This is a genomic window from Paracidovorax wautersii (assembly GCF_031453675.1).
GTDB lineage: Bacteria > Pseudomonadota > Gammaproteobacteria > Burkholderiales > Burkholderiaceae_C > Paracidovorax.
In genome coordinates this window covers 4,453,563-4,469,926 of sequence record NZ_JAVIZX010000001.1, presented here as the reverse complement: position 1 = coordinate 4,469,926, position 16,364 = coordinate 4,453,563, and the positions used below count along the sequence as shown (strand labels likewise).

Sequence of the window (16,364 nt, the reverse complement as noted above, 5' to 3'; positions counted from 1 at the left end):
TACCGCTGTTACGGGGCGCTCGAAGTGTCGGTAAGAAATGGTCAGAAGGTTGTGGCGACAACCTCTACCAATCCTCCTTCACCGCCATCACCGCATCCCTCCCTGCAGCCGCCCGTCCCGCCAGCCACGCAGTGACCGTCCCCGCGGCCACCACCGCCACCCCCAGCGCCAACAACCTCTCCCCCGGCACCCGCAATTCCATCGTCCAGTGAAAGCTCTGCGGGTTCACCACGTGCACCAGCACCACCGAAACGGCCAGGCCCAGCAGGGTGCCGGCCACGGCGCCGATGGCGGTCCAGGCGGCGCCTTCGCCGGCGACCACGGCCAGCACCTGGCGTTGGGTGAGGCCCAGGTGGGCGAGCAGTCCGAACTCCTTGCGGCGCGCCAGCACCTGGGCGCTGAAGCTGGCGGCGATGCCGAACAGACCTATGCCGATGGCCACGGCCTGCAGCCAGTAGGTGACGGCGAAGCTGCGGTCGAAGATGCCGAGCGAGCGTTCGCGGATACCGGCGGCGGAGGTGAATTCCAGCGGCGCGGCGCTGGTGGCGGCAGCCGCGCCCGCTGTGGCTTGCGCCAGGGCCGTGACCGCATCGCGCAGTGCGGCTTCGTCGGCGCCGGGCGTGGGCCACAGCGCCAGGTCGCTGGTACGCGCGTCGCCCGTCAGGCGCACGAAGGCGGTGCTGTCCATGGCGACGGCGCCGAACTGGCGCACATAGTCGCGCCACACGCCTGCTATGAAGAATGTAGCTGGTTGCGCTTGATCTGCCTGGGCTAGCGGCCGAAAAGAATGTGAAAGCGCGGGCCAGTCGGCGCCGGGCTGCACGCCGTAGAGCTGCACGATGGCCTCGCTCACGTACACGCCCACGCGGCCGGGGGGCACGGGCAGGGCGGCGCCCACCAGCGGCAATGCCTGGGCCGGGTCTGCGCCCAGCGGCCGGGCCAGCAGGGCGACGGCGGGGCGGCCGGGGTCGAGCATCAGGCTGCTCACGCGCAGGGGCTGCACGCGGTCCACGCCGGGCAGGCGCGCCACCGATTCGGCAAAGCCGCCCGGGAAGGCCGCCGCGTCGTCCGCCGCGCCGGTGCCGGCCATGCGCACGTACAGCGGCGCGGGCAGCACGGCGTCCAGCCATTCGATGACCGAGCCGCGAAAGCTCGACACCATCACCGTGAGCGCGACGGCGAGGCTGAGCGACGCGACTACGCCGCCCACCGCGACGGCGGCGGTGCCGCGCATGCGGCGCGCACGCTCCAGCGCCAGCAGGGGCAGCACGCGCCCGCGCACCAGCGGCTGCAGGGTGTGCAGCAGCGCCTGCACGGCCCAGGGCAGCAGGGCGATGCCGCCCACCAGCAGCAGGCCCACGGCGGCGTACGCGGCCAGAGGAATGCCAAAAACGGGTGGAGCGCTTGCCAGCAAAGCGCTGCCTGCTATCAAAAGCAGACCCACCCACCCGCTGCGCGCTGGGCCGTCCTGCGCGCCCAGGCCCTTGAGGGTTTGCGCGGGCGGCAGCTGCTGTGCCTGCCGTGCGGGCCACCAGCCGCCCACCAGCGCGGCGGCCACGCCCAGCGCGCCATACACGGCGGCGGCCACGGGGCTCCACTGCAGCGCGGGCTGCACGCCGGCAAAGTAGCCGCCGCCCAGGTCGCCGCCCAGCACCTGCAGCGCCAGCGCGGCCAGGCCCGTGCCCAGCGCCAGTCCACACAGGCTGCCGAGCAGGCCCAGTGCGGCGGATTCGGCCAGCACCAGCCCCAGGCGCTGGCGCGGCGTGGCGCCCAGCACGGCCAGCAGCGCGAACTGTGGGGCGCGCTGCGCCACGCTGAGCGCCAGCACCGAGAAGACGAGGAACGCGCCCGTGAACAGCGCCACCAGCGCCAGCACGGTGAGGTTGACGCGGTAGGCGCGCGAGAGGTTGCTGACGCGCTGCGCAGCGTCGCCCGGCTCGGCCACGACCACCCCGGCCGGCCAGCCGGGCAGGGCCTGCAGGCTGCGCTCCACCTCGGCCCGCTGCGCGCCGGGGCGCAATTGCAGGTCGATGCGGGTGAGCTGGCCGCCGCGCGCGAACAGGTCTTGCGCGGCGCCGATGTCCATCACCGCAAGCGGCGCGCCACCGGCGGCCACGGTGCCGGCGACCTGCACGGTGTGGGTCTGCAGGCCGGCCTGCAGCGTGAGCGATCGCGCGGCGCCGTCCGTGCCTGTGTCTGCGTCTGTGCCGGCCAGGCCCAGCGCCTGCTGTGCGGCGGCATTGAGGAAGACGGTGGCCGGCGCCAGCATGGCCAGGCGCGGCGCATCGGCTGCGGGGCGGGGCATCAGGGCCGGGGCGACGGCGGGCACGACCAGCGCATCCACGCCCACCACGCGCAGGGCCACCGGAGCACCCGCGGCGCCGCCGGGCCCGCGCGCCTGCACCGTCAGCTCCAGCCAGGGGCTGGCGAGCGCGACTTGCGGGTGCGCGGCCACCGTGCCGTAGAGCGACTCGGGCAGCGCGCCCTGTGTGGCGCGCAGTTCCAGATCGGGTTGGCCGTTGACCGAGCGCACCGCCTGCGAGAACTCGTCCAGCGCAGAGGCATTGATCACGTGCACCGCAAAGCCCAGCGCCACGCCGAGCGTGACGGCAACGACGGCGGCCAGGCTGCGCCAGGGATGGTGGCGCAGTTCCTGCCAGGAGAAGGTGCGGAGCAAGGCGAGCATGCGCCCATTGTGCGGGCGCTGCCCACAGTGCCGGCCCGTGCCGGACAGGGACAACGCCGTTGGGTTAATATACGAAACATATATGAATCGTATAAATCCAAAGGATTGACCATGGGCCTCGTCAAGATCTCCGACACCATGCACGACAACCTGCGCACCGCCAGCGATGCGCTCAGCCGCTCTATCAACGCCCAGGCCGAGCACTGGATGCGCATCGGCATGCTGTCCGAGCTGTACCCCACGCTTGCCTACGCGGACATCTGCCAGCTGCTGCTGCGCGATGCGCAGGCCGGCGTGGCGGGCGTGCTGGCGGCCGGTGAACGCAGCCTGGCGCAGGCGCCAGCCGTGCGTGCCGCGCGCAAGGCGGCCGCCTGATGGCCCGCCCCGACCTCATCAAGACGCCGGCCGAGATCGCCATGGCGCGCGCCGCGGGGGCCCTGGCGGCCGATGTGCTGCGCATGATCGCGCCGCACGTGCAGCCGGGCGTGACCACGGAGCGGCTCGACCAGCTCTGCCACGACTACATCGTGCAGGTGCAGGGCGCCATTGCCGCCAACGTGGGCTACAGCGGCTACACCAAGACGCTGTGCACCTCGGTCAACCACGTGGTCTGCCACGGTATTCCCCGGCCGGACGAGGTGCTGAAGAACGGCGACATCATCAACATCGACGTGGCCGTGCTCAAGGACGGCTGGTACGGAGACACGAGCCGCATGTACTTCGTGGGCGAGCCCGGCCCGCTGGCGCGCCGGCTGGTGCGCACCACCTACGAGGCCATGCGCGCCGGCATCCGCGCGGTGAAGCCGGGCGCCACGCTGGGCGACGTGGGCCACGCCATCCAGACCGTGGCGCACCGCGAGCGTTTCAGCGTGGTGCGCGAATACTGCGGCCACGGTATCGGCCAGATCTACCACGACGATCCGCAGGTGCTGCACTGGGGCCGGCCCGGCACCGGGCTGCGACTGGAAGAGGGCATGGTCTTCACCATCGAGCCCATGATCAACGCGGGCAAGGCCGAGACGAAGGAACTGGCCGACGGCTGGACGGTGGTGACGCGTGACCGTTCGCTGTCCGCCCAGTGGGAGCACATGGTGGCCGTCACGGCCACGGGCTTCGAGGTGCTGACGCCCTGGCCGGAAGGCTGCGGAGACTACCCCGCCATCGCCTGAATGTCCGGTTGCGCACTGTGGCCGCGGTGCCGGGCCGCAGGCGGGGGAGGCGGCTACTCCGCCGCGCGCAGCGCCTCGACCAGCTGCGCCACGTGGCCCACGCCCAGCTTGTCGTAGGCCGACTGCAGCTGGTTGCGCACCGTGGCCGGCGAGCGCTGCAGCAGCGCCGCCACCTGCTTGTGCGTGTTGCCCTTGGCCGTGAGCTGGGCCACGCGGAACTCGCTGGGCGTGAGGTCATCCGCCGGGCAGCGGCGACGGCTCTTGAGGAAGAGCAGCCCGTGCTCGGCATGGTGGCTCATTACCGCGGTGCCGCCCAGATGGCGTGCCTGGCCCTGCAGAAAGTCCGTGAGGGCGGGGTCGGGCAGGGTGTGGCCGCTCCAGCCCGGCCATTCGGTGCGCAGCATCTCGCGGAAGGCGGCATCGGCGTGGTAGATCACGCCGCGCAGATCGGCGATGGCGGTGCCGCAGGGCACGCTGCTCTGGGGATGCCGCTGCTGCAGGTGGACGCGGCGGTTGATGGCCAGGCCCTGCATGAGGTGGGGCGCCAGCTGGTGCACCAGCTGCAGTTCGTGCTGCTGGCATTGCTGGTCGGGGTCGGCGCGGAAGAGCGAGATCCAGTGCACGAAGCGGCGCTCCACATCGTTGTCCGCCGTGAGGATGTTGTTGTTCTGCTTCCACCGCGACAGAAACTGGCCGATGTCCCGCTCTTCGCGCCGGCCGTGCCATGTCGGCCCGTGGACCGCCACCGTACCGCGCTTGCGGTTCATCAGGCTGGCCGCGGCAGAGTCCTGGTGCTTCACGGCCTCGTACTCGGCCATCATGTCTGGCGATTTCCGGAACAGGTGCAGCGTGTGGACGTCGATGCCTGCCGGCGAGGTGCGTGCCGTGCCCCACATGGACGCATCGAACGGCACGATGGACTGCAGCAGCCGCAGCGCATCGTCCTGAAAGCCCTCGATCGTCTGCTCGTGGGACAGCCCGTACAGGCGCAGCAGCAGGTCGCTGTAGTCCTGGGGGGCGCTGGTGGGCATGGCCGGATCGGTGGGCGGTGGGGAATCCAGTATAGAAAAGCCGCCCTCGATAGCGCCACTAAATCATCCGGCTGTGGTGCCGCTTCCACAGCGGCGGTGGGCCGAGGCGGTCACCCGGGCTGCCGGCCCGGCGGAACTGGTCCGATCAGGCTGCGCTGCCGGCGATGCCGTCGCTGCGCAGGCGCAGCACGCGGTCGGCCCGCGCGGCGGCGGCGTCCGAGTGGGTGACCAGGATCAGCGCCGCGCCGTGCTCGCGGGTTTGCGCCAAAAGCAGATCCATCACGCGGGCGGCGGTGCCGGGGTCGAGGTTGCCGGTGGGCTCGTCGGCCAGCAGCAGGGCGGGGCGGTGCACCAGGGCGCGGGCGATGGCCACGCGCTGCAGCTGGCCGCCGCTGAGCTGCTGGGGCAGCCGGTCGCCCAGGCCTTGCAGGCCCACGGCGTCCAGCATGCCGGCCACGCGCTCGGGCTCGCTCCGGCCCAGCAGCATCAGCGGCAGGGCGACGTTCTGCGCCACGTCCAGGTGCGGCAGCACGTGGAAGGCCTGGAAGACGAAGCCCACGTGCGCGCGACGCCACAGCGCGCGTTCGGTGTCCGTGAGCGCGCCCACGTCCGTGGCGCCCTGCAGCACGCGGCCGCTGCTCCAGGTGTCCAGCCCGGCCAGGCAGTTGAGCAGCGTGGATTTGCCCACGCCCGACTCGCCGACGATGGCGACGAACTCGCCACGGCGCACCGCCAGGTCCACCTGCGCGAACACGGGCGTGGCGTCGCCGTAGCGCTTGGTCAGGCCCTGCACCTGCAGGACAGTGTCGTCGGTATCGTTGCCGGCGCTGTTGCCGGCGCTGTTGCCAGCGGCGGGCGCGGACGTGTGGGGCGCGGCGTCGGTCATGGCGCCTCCGCTGCATCGCCGCGCAGGCGCTGCGTGACGGCGCGCACCAGCTGCGCGGTGGCGTCCGGTGCATCGCAGGCGATGGCCTGGCGCTGGGGCATGCTGCGCAGCCAGGTGATCTGGCGTTTGGCCAGCTGGCGCGTGGCGGCGATGCCGCGCTCGCGCAGGTCCCGGGCCGGGAAGGAGCCGGTGGCGGCCTCGAAGTCCAGCGCTTCCCACGCCTGCCGGTAGCCCACGCAGCGCATGGAGGGCAGGTCCAGGTGCAGGTCGCCGCGGGCGCGCAGGCGGCGCACTTCGTCCAGGAAGCCGTCCTGCAGCATGGCGTCGAACCGGCGGGCGATGCGGTCGTGCAGCCAGGCCCGGTCGGTCGGTTCCAAAGAAAAAAGGGCTCCGGCGCTTTCTGGGTAAGCGCTGCCAGCTATATTTTTAGTAGTGTGAAAACTCGACAGCGGCTGGCCGGATACGTGCCACACCTCCAGCGCGCGCTGGATGCGCTGGCTGTCGCCGGGCGCCAGGCGGGCGGCGGTGGCCGGGTCCACGCGGGCCAGTTCGGCGTGCATGGCCGGCCAGCCGATGGCGGCGGCCTGCGCGTCCAGCCGGGCGCGGACGGCGGGGTCGGCGGCGGGCATGTCGTCGATGCCATCGAACAGCGCCTTGAAGTACAGCATGGTGCCGCCCACCAGCAGAGGCAGCGCGCCGCGGGCACGGATGTCGGCGATCAGGCGCTCGGCATCCTGCACGAACTCGGCCGCGCTGTACGCCTGCAGCGGGTCGCGGATGTCGATCAGGTGGTGCGGCACCCGCGCCAGCTCATGGGGCGTGGGCTTGGCGGTGCCGATGTCCATGCCGCGGTAGACCAGGGCGGAGTCGACGCTGACGATCTCCACCGGCAGGTGCGGCGCCAGGGCGTCGGCCAGCGCCAGCGCGCCGGCGGTCTTGCCCGACGCGGTGGGCCCGGCCAGCGCGATGTAGGCGGGCGAGGCCGGCAGCGAGAGCGGGGGGAAAACATCAGCGCGACTCACGGGGGTCTCCAAATCGTTGCACCAGCATCCAGGCGATGGTGGCCAGGGCCAGCGCCCAGAACGCCACGCCTTGCACCAGCGGCCAGATGCTGCCGTCCAGGCGCCAGCCCAACCAGCGGCCGATGCCGAAGGCGACCAGCATCATCATGAACCCGTTGAGGGCCGAGGCAACACCCGCGGCCTGCGGAAAGGGCCCCACGGCGCCCGTCTGCCCGCAGGGCTGGTGCACGCCGTGGCCCAGCATGTACAGGTAGAACGGCAGCAGCAGCGCCCAGGGGCTGCGCCAGCCGGCCAGGGCCAGCGCCGCCAGCAGCACGCCGGCCGTGGCCGACAGCACCGCGCCCGCCGCCACCGTGCGGCGCAGGCCCAGGCGCTCCAGCAGGCGCCGGCACAGCAGCGTGCCCAGCAGGTAGGCGAACGCGGTGGACAGCAGCGCCAGCCCGAAGTGCGTGCGCGACGTGCCCAGCACCTCGATGAAGATGAAGGGCGACGACGCCAGGAAGGTGAACAGGCCGCCGTACGACGCCGTGGTCAGCAGCGAGAAGGCCCAGAACGTCGGGTGCCCGAGCACCGTGCGCCAGGTGCGCCACAGCGTGGCGGGCTGCAGGGCGTGCGGGTTGCGTCGGGCCAGCGTCTCCGGCATCCGCAGGGCCACCAGCGCCAGCGTGCCAGCTCCGTACACGGCCAGCGCCGACAGGGCGGCGCGCCAGCCCAGCCATTCGGTCAGCACGCCGCCCAGCGGTGCGCACAGGCAGGCGATCAGCCCCAGCCCCGTGAGCGCGCGCGACATGGCCCGCGCGCCCGCCAGCGGCGCATACAGGTCGCGCACGATGGCGCGGGCCGCCATGACCACTGCGCCCATCGCCACGCCCTGGGCAATGCGCCACAGGATGAGCGCGTCCATGCCGGGCGCCGCTGCGCTGCCGACCGATGCGGCCCCATACAGGCCCAGTCCGGCCAGCAGCACCGGGCGGCGGCCGAACCGGTCCGACAGCGGGCCCCACACCAGCTGCGAGCCGCCGAAGGCCAGCAGCAGCGCGCTCAGCGTGAGCTGCGCCGAGGCCACAGGGGCTTGCAGGTCGAGAGTGAGGGCCGGCAGCGCGGGCAGGTACAGATCGGTGGTGACGGGCTGGATGCTGAGCAGCAGCGCCAGCACGACCACCGCGAGCCCCGGGGCCACGGCGGGCGCCACGGGCCCGGTCGCCGGCAGGGAGGAGGGGGTAGACATGACCCCCCGAGCGTACCAGCGCGGCGGGACGGCGCGGGCCGTGCGGTGGCGGCGGCAGCTCTGCGTGTGGCGGCGCGCAGGCCGGCGCTGTCTGCCGGTGGCGCGGGCCGCCGCTGGGCCCCGCTGCGCAGGGCGTGCTGGTTCTCAGGCCGCGGCTGAGGCAGCGTGCACGGCCTCGGCCACCTGGGCCTGCCATGGCGTGGTGGGGCGGCCGATCAGCCGGCCGAGCTGGCCGCTGCCGTCGAACAACGCGCCGCCGGCGGCCGCCGCGTCGGACTGCGCGATGATGGCCGCGAAGGGCGGCGGCAGGCCGACGCCTTGCAGCGCCTGGGCGTAGTCGGCCTGGGGCAGGTCGCGGTAGGGCACGGGCTTGCCCGCCACGCGGGCGATCTCCGCCGCCAGCTCGGCGAGCGTGTAGGCCGTGTCGCCCGCCAGCTCGTATACGCGCCCGGCTTGGCCGCTGGCGGTGAGCACGGCGGCGGCGGCTTCGGCGTAGTCGGCCCGCGCTGCGGAGGCGATGCGGCCCTCGCCCGCGCTGCCGAACAGGGCGCCGTGTTGCAGCGCCGCGCCCACGCTGCCCAGGTAGTTCTCGGTGTACCAACCGTTGCGCAGCAGCACATGCGGTACGCCGGCATCTTTCAGCAGAGCCTCGGTCTCGCGGTGCTCTTGCGCCAGGTCCAGGGGGGAGGTGTCGGCGTGCAGCACGCTGGTGTAGGCGATCAGGTCCACGCCCGAACGGCGGGCAGCCTCGATCACGGTGCGGTGCTGGGCGGTGCGCTGGCCCACTTCGCTGCTGGAGATCAGCAGCACCTGGCGTGCGCCTTGCAGCGCGGCGTCCCAGCCGGTGGGGTCGGCGTAGTCGGCCTGGCGCAGGGCGATGCCCTGGGTGGCCAGGTCGGCGACCTTGGCCGGGTTGCGTACGGCGGCGACGATGCCCGCAGCGGGCACGCCGCGGCGGAGCAGGGAGGCGATGACGAGGCGGCCCAGTTGGCCGGAGGCGCCGGTGATGACGATCATGGTCGGATGTCCTGACAGGTGGTGAACAGAAGCGCCACAATACCGCCTGAGCAAACTTTTCGTAAGTACCAACAAAAAGGTAAGTGTATGGATGCCTTCGCCTCGGACGCCCTGAGCCATGCGGTGGCCGACCCGGTGGCCGAGCCCGCTGCGACGGCAGCGGATGCCCCCGCCGCCGCACCGGTGCCGTCCATCGCCGAGCTGATGCGGCGTGGGGAGATGCTGACGCCGGACTGCCCGTCGCGCGACATCCTGCAGCACGTCACCAGCCGCTGGGGCGTGCTGATCCTGGTGGCGCTGCATGACCGCACGCTGCGCTTCAGCGAACTGCGCCGCACGGTGGGCGGGGTGAGCGAGCGCATGCTGGCCCAGACGCTGCAGACCCTGGAGCGGGACGGTTTCGTCGCCCGCAAGGCCTACGCGGTGGTGCCGCCCCATGTGGAATACAGCCTCACGCCGATGGGCCGCGAGGTGAGCGGGCACGTGCAGGCGCTGGCGGACTGGATCGGCGGGAACCTGCCCGGCATCCTGGCCGCGCGGGATCGCTCGGACGCCGTGGCTGCCCCGGCTGCGCCTCGCGCCGTGCGCTGACGGGCAGTGGGTCCCGGGCCGGTGCGCTGGCCTGGGCAATCGTAAGCGCGTTATTAGGCCGCGCTGCCCGCCGGGCCGGCCGTGGCGCGCGACGAGGGCCGGGCCACCGGGGCGGGCGATGGCGCACGGCCGGCTTCCGTCCCGTCCGGAAGGCCGAACAGGTCGGCCAGCGCCTCGCGGTACTGGGCCTGGCCCAGGTCGTTGGTGTTGTGGTGCGTGCCGCCTTCCACCATCACGAAGCGCTTGGGCTCCTGCGCCGCCTCGTACAGCTTGCGGCCCAGAGCGGGCAGGATCAGCCGGTCCTCGCTGCCGTGGACCACGAGCAACGGCGAGCCGATGTCGCGCACCTTGCGGGCGGACTCGAACCGCTGGGTGATCAGCGCCGAGATGGGCAGCCAGCCCCACTTGAAGGTGCTCACCACTTCGGGGATGTTGGTGAACGTGCCTTCCACAATGGTGCCGCGCTCGTCCTGCACCTGCGTGGCCAGGTCGATGGCGATCGCGCCGCCGAGCGAGTGGCCGAAGATGTAACGGTCGCGCCCGGGCGCCTTGGTGGCCAGCCAGTCCCAGGCGGCGCGTGCATCCTCCAGCGCGGTCGACTCCGAGGGCAGGCCGGCGCTGCTGCGCCCGAAGCCGCGGTAGTCCACCGCCAGCACGGAAAAGCCCATGGCGTGCATGCGCCGGATGCGCGGCGACGAGCCGCTGACATTCCAACGCGCGCCGTGCAGGTACAGCAGCACGGGAGCGTCGGCGCGCTCTGCAGGCATCCACAGGCCGTGCAACTGTTCGGTCTTGTGGGTGATGTTCGAGTCGAAACCGATCCAGACGTCTTCCATGCCGTCCGTCATCTGCGCACCGCCCCAGGCCCGGTCGCTGGGCTGGAAAATCCACTCCCGCTGCTTGGCATCAAGGGTGGAGCAACCCGCCGTGACCGCCATGGCGAGGGAGAGGGAGGCGAAGAGGGGCCAGCGTTTCATGGGAAGAACAGACTCTGCAGCACCGTAAAAGTTCGTTGCGGCGATCCCCGGGGATTTACCGATGCGCAAGCCGCTGCAAGTTCCGTGCTTGGCTACCATGCAGGGTGCGCACCGCGCCCGTGCAGCCGCCTCGGTCCCCTTTTGCGTTTGGTGCCGTTTTTGGCCTCCAGCGCTTGATGGATAAGCGCAGGTAGCTATATCTTTTGAAGCACTCAAGAAACTCCGCCGTGACCTCTCCCAAAATCCCCTTGCTCGTCCTCCACAGCGTGTCGCCTCTGCACCAGGCGCAGATATCCGCCGTTTATGACCTGGTCTATGCCTCCACCGCGGCGGAACGCACGGCGGCCATCGCCACCCAGGGCGAGCGTTTCCGCGCGGTGCTGACCATCGGCTCCACGGGGCTGACGGCCCAGGAGATCGCCATGATGCCGGCGCTGGAACTGGTCTGCGCCCTGGGCGCCGGCTACGAGAACATCGCCCTGGACGCCGCCCGCGCGCGCGGCATCGTCGTGGCCAACGGCGCGGGCACCAACGACGACTGCGTGGCCGACCACGCCTTCGGCCTGCTGATCGCCATCGTGCGCGGCCTGCGCCCGCTGGACCGCCTGTGCCGCGAGGGCGTCTGGCGCGACGCCATCGGCCTGCCGCCCAATGTCTCGGGCAAGAAGCTGGGCATCTTCGGCCTGGGGACGATCGGCCAGAAGATCGCACGCCGCGCGGCGGGCTTCGACATGGCCATCGGCTACCACAACCGCAATCCGCGCGAAGGCGTGGACCACCAATATTTCGACAGCCTGGAGGCGCTGGCCACGTGGTGCGACGTGCTGGTCTGCGCCACGCCGCGGCGGGCCGGCCACGCGCCACCGCATCAACGCCGAGGTGCTCGACGCGCTCGGCCCGCAGGGCTACCTGGTCAACATCGCCCGCGGCAGCGTGGTGGACACGGCGGCCCTGGCCGCAGCGCTGGCCGAGCACCGCATCGCCGCCGCGGGGCTGGACGTGTACGAAAGCGAGCCGGCTGCGCCGCAGGAACTGATCGGGCTGGACAACCTGCTCATCACCCCGCACGTGGCCGGCTGGTCGCCGGAGGCCGTGCAGGCCAGCGTCGACCGCTTCATGGCCAACGCCGAGGGCCACTTCAGCGGCCGCGGGGTCGTCTCGCCGGTGGCCTGACCGCCGGGAGGGCCGACACCCGTGCGCGGGGCGCCACCCTCCCGGTGGCAGATCCCTCGCCGCTTACCGCTGCGTGTAGCCGCGGCAGGCACCCGCGTTGGGCAGCCCCTTGCATTCGCGGTACAGGCGGCGGTCCCGCTCGGCGGTGGTTTCGCCCGAGTGGTTCTGATTGTTCTTGATCCGCACCGCCTTGCTGGTTTTCTTCTTCGCCGCGGTCGGCGACGCGGTGGTGGCAGATGGCCCGCCGGCTGCATGGGCCGTGGCTGCCGTCCCCAGCGTGAAGGCCAGCGCGGCGCACAGCGCCGCCAGACCGGGCAGACGGGAGTGCAGGCGGCGCAGACTTGGGGAATGGTTCATGATGTGCCCTCCATTTTTGCCGGCCCACTATAGGCGGCCGCATCCGCGAGCGCCAGTCGCGCGGGTGGCGGACCCCGCTTGTTCCGTGTTTCCTCTCCCTTTTGGTGACGCTCCATGCGCAATGCCCTGATTTCCCTGCAAGAGTCCAAGATTCGCGAGGTGGCCAACGCCGGCATGGGGCGCAGCGACGTGCTGCCGTTCTGGTTCGGCGAAAGCGACGAGGTCACGCCCGCCGCCATCCGCGAGGCGGCCGCGGCTTCGCTGCAGCGCGGCGAGACCTTTTATTCGCACAACCTAGGCCTGTCCGAACTGCGGGAGCACCTCAGCGCCTATATGAGCCGCCTGCACGGCGACGTGGGCGTGGACCGGCTGGCCGTGACCTCCGGCGGCGTCAACGCCCTCATGCTGGCCATGCAGGCGCTGATCGACGCCGGCGACGAGGTCGTGGCCGTCACCCCGGTCTGGCCCAACCTCACGGCCCAGCCGCTGGTGATGGGTGCGCACCTGCGCTGCGTGGCCCTGCGGCCCCAGTCCGATGGCGCCTGGGCGCTGGACCTGGACGAACTGCTGGCCGCCATCGGCCCCTCGACCCGGCTGCTGGTCGTCAACGCCCCCAACAACCCCACCGGCTGGACGCTGTCGGCCGCCGAGCAGCGCGCCATCCTGGACCACTGCCGGCGCACGGGCACCTGGATCCTGGCTGATGAGGTCTATGAGCGGCTCTACTACGAGCCCACCCCGCGGGACTGCGCCCCGAGCTTCCTCGATATCGCCGCGCCCGGGGACCGCCTGGTCGTTGCGCACAGCTTCTCCAAGAGCTTCCTCATGACCGGCTGGCGCCTGGGCTGGCTGGTGATGCCGCCCTCGATGACGCCGCACATGGGCAAACTGGTGGAGTTCAATACCTCCTGCGTCAGCGTGTTCACCCAGCGGGCCGGCATTGCGGCCCTGCAGCACGAGGCCGAGATCACGCCCCGCGTCGTCGCCCACATGCGCGCCTGCCGCGACACCCTGGTGACGCTGCTGCAGGCGCTTCCCGGGGTGGATGTCTCGTCCGCCAAGGGCGGCATGTACGCCTTCTTCCGCCTGGCGGGGCAGGGGGATTCGCTGGAAGTCGCCAAGCGCCTGGTGGCCGAGGCCGGCCTCGGGCTGGCCCCCGGCAACGCCTTCGGCGACGAGGCCCAGGGCTGGCTGCGCTGGTGCTTCGCGTCCCAGGATCCGCAGCGCCTGGTGCTGGGAGTGAACCGGCTCAAAAACTGGCTCGGGCTATAATCGCGGGGTTTTGCATGGTGCAAGACGCACGCCGGTGGCCGTTCCAGCCGCCAGCGCAAGTAAAACCAGGGGCTGCGCCGCACGCACGTGTGGCATCCGCCGGCCCTGCATTCAAAGGAAAAACCAAATGATCGCATCCACCGTCAAGGCCGAAGTCGTCAAGGCCAACGCCCGTGCAGCCAACGACACCGGTAGCCCGGAAGTCCAAGTGGCCCTGCTGACGGCCCGTATCAACGAGCTGACCCCCCACTTCAAGCAACACGCCAAGGACCACCACGGTCGCCGCGGCTTGCTGCGCATGGTGAGCCGCCGCCGCAAGCTGCTGGACTACCTGAAGGCCAAGGACGCTGACCGTTACACGGCGCTGATCGCCAAGCTGGGTCTGCGCAAGTAAGCGCATTCGCATGCCGAAACGCCTGGGTTAGCACGCTAGCTCAGGCGTTTTTTACTTCGGAGTCGCAAAAGCAGAGCGAAGCTGTGTCATTCCAATGGCCCTGTTCCCCACCGGGGAGGCGCCAGGTCCACTGGAATGGCATCGTGTTCTGAATTGCCTCCGGCCCTTGCTGGTTCTGCGGAGTCAGCTATTAAAACCGAAGCAAAAGGAGTCAACATGACCATCTTCAACAAAGTCACGAAGTCCTTCCAATGGGGCGACAAGACCGTCGTCATGGAAACCGGCGAAATCGCCCGCCAGGCCAACGGCGCCGTGCTGGTCGAGATCGACGGCACCGTCATCCTTGCCACCGTGGCGGCCTCCAAGTCGGCCAAGCCCGGCCAAGACTTCTTCCCCCTGACGGTGGACTACATCGAGAAGACCTATGCCGCCGGCAAGATCCCGGGCAGCTTCTTCAAGCGCGAAGCCAAGCCCAGCGAACACGAAACGCTGACCAGCCGCCTGATCGACCGTCCGATCCGCCCGCTGTTTCCCGAAGGCTTCCTGAACGAAGTGCACGTGGTGGTCCACACCGTGTCGCTCAACCCTGAAGTCGATGCCGACATCGCCGCCATGATCGGCGTGAGCGCTGCCCTGGCCATTTCCGGTATCCCGTTCGCCGGCCCCATTGGCGCTGCGCGCGTGGGCTACATCAACGGCGAGTACGTGCTGAACCCCGGCCAGACCGCCCGCAAGAACTCGCAGATGGACCTGGTCGTCGCCGGCACCGAAGCCGCCGTGCTGATGGTCGAATCCGAAGCCCAGCAGCTCAGCGAAGAAATCATGCTGGGTGGCGTGGTGTTCGGCCACGAGCAGGCCAACATCGCCATCAACGCCATCCATGAACTGGTGCGCGACGCCGGCAAGCCCGTGTGGGACTGGCAAGCGCCCGCCGAAGACGAAGCCTTCGTCGCCAAGGTCAAGGGCCTGGCTGAAGACAAGCTGCGCGCCGTCTACCAGATCCGCAGCAAGCAAGCCCGCACGCAGGCCCTGCGCGAAGCCAACGCCAGCGTGATGGAAGCCCTCAAGGCCAGCGGCGAAGCCTTCGACGCCGGCAAGGTGAGCGACCTGCTGTTCGCCATCGAATCCAAGATCGTCCGCAGCCAGATCCTGGCCGGCGAGCCCCGCATCGACGGCCGCGACACGCGCACCGTGCGTCCCATCGAGATCCGCAACTCCGTGCTGCCCCGCACGCACGGCTCCGCCCTGTTCACGCGCGGCGAGACGCAGGCCCTGGTGGTCTCCACGCTGGGCACCGAGCGCGACGCGCAGCGCATCGACGCGCTGGCCGGCGAGTTCGAAGACCGCTTCATGTTCCACTACAACATGCCTCCCTTCGCCACCGGCGAAGTGGGTCGCATGGGCTCCACCAAGCGCCGCGAGATCGGCCACGGCCGCCTGGCCAAGCGCGCGCTCGTCGCCGTGCTGCCGACCAAGGAAGAATTCCCCTACACCATCCGCGTGGTGTCGGAAATCACCGAATCGAACGGCTCTTCGTCCATGGCTTCGGTCTGCGGCGGCTGCCTGTCGATGATGGACGCCGGCGTGCCGATGAAGGCCCACGTGGCCGGCATCGCCATGGGCCTGATCAAGGAAGACAACCGCTTCGCCGTGCTGACCGACATCCTGGGTGACGAAGATCACCTGGGCGACATGGACTTCAAGGTGGCCGGCACGACCAACGGCATCACCGCCCTGCAGATGGACATCAAGATCCAGGGCATCACCAAGGAAATCATGCAGGTCGCCCTGGCCCAGGCCAAGGAAGCGCGCATGCACATCCTGGGCAAGATGCAGGAGGCCATGGGCGAAGCCAAGACCGAGGTGTCCAGCTTCGCGCCCAAGCTGTACACGATGAAGATCAACCCCGAGAAGATCCGCGACGTGATCGGCAAGGGCGGCGCCGTGATCCGTGCGCTGACCGAAGAGACCGGCTGCCAGATCAACATCGAGGAAGACGGCACGATCACCATCGCCGCGACCGATGCCGAGAAGGCCGAGGTCGCGAAGCAGCGCATCGAGCAGATCACGGCCGAAGTCGAGATCGGCAAGATCTACGAAGGCCCCGTGGTCAAGATCCTGGACTTCGGCGCACTGATCAACCTGCTGCCCGGCAAGGACGGCCTGCTGCACATCAGCCAGATCGCCCACGAGCGCGTGGAGAAGGTCACCGACTACCTGTCCGAAGGCCAGATCGTCAAGGTCAAGGTGCTGGAGACGGACGAGAAGGGCCGCGTCAAGCTGTCCATGAAGGCCCTGACCGAGCGCCCCGCCGGCGAATACGGTGGCCGTCCTGAGCGCAGCGAGCGTTCCGATCGCGGTGACCGTGGCGACCGTGGTGGTGATCGCGGCGAGCGTCGTGACGGTGGCCGCCACGAGCAGGCGGCTCCGGCTGCGGCCGCTGGCGTCGATGCGGGCGCCGCCCGCAACGGCGACAACGACGGCAACAACCGCAACAACGGCTGATTGCTATTGAAATGAGAGCTTCCGGCGCTTGCCCTGCGGGCGCTGGAAGCCTTTTT

Annotated in this window: 14 protein-coding genes and 1 pseudogene; 7 read left to right on the top strand and 8 right to left on the bottom strand. The window is 70.4% G+C overall.

Annotated elements, in window-relative coordinates; all coding sequences use genetic code 11:
- Positions 1–64: 64 nt before the first annotated feature.
- Positions 65–2,686 (bottom strand): FtsX-like permease family protein, encoded by a 2,622-nt coding sequence (locus QE399_RS20315; RefSeq protein ID WP_309831705.1) that lies wholly within the window; start codon positions 2,684–2,686, stop codon positions 65–67.
- 111 nt (positions 2,687–2,797) lie between these two features.
- Between QE399_RS20315 and QE399_RS20310 the strand changes: the two genes are divergently transcribed.
- Positions 2,798–3,061, top strand: a complete 264-nt coding sequence (locus QE399_RS20310; RefSeq protein WP_309831704.1) for a ParD-like family protein — start codon at positions 2,798–2,800, stop codon at positions 3,059–3,061.
- Complete coding sequence (gene map, locus QE399_RS20305) at positions 3,061–3,855, top strand: type I methionyl aminopeptidase (protein WP_309831702.1); 795 nt, start codon at positions 3,061–3,063, stop codon at positions 3,853–3,855. Before QE399_RS20310 ends, map begins: the two co-directional genes overlap by 1 nt.
- 53 nt (positions 3,856–3,908) lie before the next feature.
- Here the strand turns inward: map and QE399_RS20300 are convergent, their stop codons facing one another.
- The 5 genes from QE399_RS20300 to QE399_RS20280 all read right to left on the bottom strand — a co-directional run bounded on the left by QE399_RS20300 (position 3,909) and on the right by QE399_RS20280 (position 9,039).
- Positions 3,909–4,886: a helix-turn-helix transcriptional regulator gene (locus tag QE399_RS20300; RefSeq protein WP_309831700.1), complete on the bottom strand. Its 978-nt coding sequence runs from the start codon at positions 4,884–4,886 to the stop codon at positions 3,909–3,911.
- 145 nt (positions 4,887–5,031) lie between these two features.
- On the bottom strand, positions 5,032–5,772 hold the full coding sequence (locus QE399_RS20295; protein WP_309831698.1) for an ABC transporter ATP-binding protein: 741 nt from the start codon (positions 5,770–5,772) through the stop codon (positions 5,032–5,034).
- The gene (miaA, locus tag QE399_RS20290) at positions 5,769–6,794 is read right to left on the bottom strand and encodes a tRNA (adenosine(37)-N6)-dimethylallyltransferase MiaA (protein ID WP_405044014.1); all 1,026 of its coding nucleotides are present in this window, start codon (positions 6,792–6,794) and stop codon (positions 5,769–5,771) included. The genes QE399_RS20295 and miaA overlap by 4 nt, the downstream gene beginning before the upstream one ends.
- The gene (locus QE399_RS20285; protein ID WP_309831696.1) at positions 6,781–8,022 is read right to left on the bottom strand and encodes a multidrug effflux MFS transporter; all 1,242 of its coding nucleotides are present in this window, start codon (positions 8,020–8,022) and stop codon (positions 6,781–6,783) included. The genes miaA and QE399_RS20285 overlap by 14 nt, the downstream gene beginning before the upstream one ends.
- A gap of 144 nt (positions 8,023–8,166) precedes the next feature.
- Positions 8,167–9,039: an SDR family oxidoreductase gene (locus QE399_RS20280; RefSeq protein WP_309831694.1), complete on the bottom strand. Its 873-nt coding sequence runs from the start codon at positions 9,037–9,039 to the stop codon at positions 8,167–8,169.
- A 204-nt stretch (positions 9,040–9,243) separates the two neighbouring features.
- On the opposite strand from QE399_RS20280, the gene QE399_RS20275 reads away from it, so the two are divergent.
- Positions 9,244–9,630, top strand: coding sequence for a winged helix-turn-helix transcriptional regulator (locus tag QE399_RS20275; RefSeq protein ID WP_309832213.1), 387 nt, complete (start codon positions 9,244–9,246; stop codon positions 9,628–9,630).
- 53 nt (positions 9,631–9,683) lie between these two features.
- Here QE399_RS20275 and QE399_RS20270 read toward each other — a convergent pair whose 3' ends face one another.
- Positions 9,684–10,607 (bottom strand): alpha/beta hydrolase, encoded by a 924-nt coding sequence (locus QE399_RS20270; protein WP_309831693.1) that lies wholly within the window; start codon positions 10,605–10,607, stop codon positions 9,684–9,686.
- Positions 10,608–10,834: 227 nt separating this feature from the next.
- Here QE399_RS20270 and QE399_RS20265 point away from each other — a divergent pair.
- A pseudogene (locus QE399_RS20265) lies at positions 10,835–11,780 on the top strand (2-hydroxyacid dehydrogenase).
- 63 nt (positions 11,781–11,843) lie between these two features.
- Here QE399_RS20265 and QE399_RS20260 read toward each other — a convergent pair.
- On the bottom strand, positions 11,844–12,137 hold the full coding sequence (locus tag QE399_RS20260; RefSeq protein ID WP_309831690.1) for a hypothetical protein: 294 nt from the start codon (positions 12,135–12,137) through the stop codon (positions 11,844–11,846).
- Positions 12,138–12,251: 114 nt separating this feature from the next.
- On the opposite strand from QE399_RS20260, the gene QE399_RS20255 reads away from it, so the two are divergent.
- The 3 genes from QE399_RS20255 to pnp all read left to right on the top strand — a co-directional run bounded on the left by QE399_RS20255 (position 12,252) and on the right by pnp (position 16,308).
- A complete protein-coding gene (locus QE399_RS20255; RefSeq protein WP_309831688.1) occupies positions 12,252–13,409 on the top strand; it encodes a pyridoxal phosphate-dependent aminotransferase in 1,158 nt (385 codons plus the stop codon).
- A 127-nt stretch (positions 13,410–13,536) separates the two neighbouring features.
- Complete coding sequence (gene rpsO, locus QE399_RS20250; RefSeq protein WP_309831686.1) at positions 13,537–13,803, top strand: 30S ribosomal protein S15; 267 nt, start codon at positions 13,537–13,539, stop codon at positions 13,801–13,803.
- Positions 13,804–14,019: 216 nt separating this feature from the next.
- Complete coding sequence (gene pnp, locus QE399_RS20245) at positions 14,020–16,308, top strand: polyribonucleotide nucleotidyltransferase (RefSeq protein WP_309831684.1); 2,289 nt, start codon at positions 14,020–14,022, stop codon at positions 16,306–16,308.
- Positions 16,309–16,364 lie beyond the last annotated feature (56 nt).

Coding starts and splice junctions, on each gene's coding strand:
- QE399_RS20315 (WP_309831705.1), bottom strand. CDS start 2,686: ATGCTCGCCTTGCTCCGCACCTTCTCCTGGCAGGAACTGCGCCACCAT.
- QE399_RS20310 (WP_309831704.1), top strand. CDS start 2,798: ATGGGCCTCGTCAAGATCTCCGACACCATGCACGACAACCTGCGCACC.
- map (WP_309831702.1), top strand. CDS start 3,061: ATGGCCCGCCCCGACCTCATCAAGACGCCGGCCGAGATCGCCATGGCG.
- QE399_RS20300 (WP_309831700.1), bottom strand. CDS start 4,886: ATGCCCACCAGCGCCCCCCAGGACTACAGCGACCTGCTGCTGCGCCTG.
- QE399_RS20295 (WP_309831698.1), bottom strand. CDS start 5,772: ATGACCGACGCCGCGCCCCACACGTCCGCGCCCGCCGCTGGCAACAGC.
- QE399_RS20285 (WP_309831696.1), bottom strand. CDS start 8,022: ATGTCTACCCCCTCCTCCCTGCCGGCGACCGGGCCCGTGGCGCCCGCC.
- QE399_RS20280 (WP_309831694.1), bottom strand. CDS start 9,039: ATGATCGTCATCACCGGCGCCTCCGGCCAACTGGGCCGCCTCGTCATC.
- QE399_RS20275 (WP_309832213.1), top strand. CDS start 9,244: ATGCGGCGTGGGGAGATGCTGACGCCGGACTGCCCGTCGCGCGACATC.
- QE399_RS20270 (WP_309831693.1), bottom strand. CDS start 10,607: ATGAAACGCTGGCCCCTCTTCGCCTCCCTCTCCCTCGCCATGGCGGTC.
- QE399_RS20260 (WP_309831690.1), bottom strand. CDS start 12,137: ATGAACCATTCCCCAAGTCTGCGCCGCCTGCACTCCCGTCTGCCCGGT.
- QE399_RS20255 (WP_309831688.1), top strand. CDS start 12,252: ATGCGCAATGCCCTGATTTCCCTGCAAGAGTCCAAGATTCGCGAGGTG.
- rpsO (WP_309831686.1), top strand. CDS start 13,537: ATGATCGCATCCACCGTCAAGGCCGAAGTCGTCAAGGCCAACGCCCGT.
- pnp (WP_309831684.1), top strand. CDS start 14,020: ATGACCATCTTCAACAAAGTCACGAAGTCCTTCCAATGGGGCGACAAG.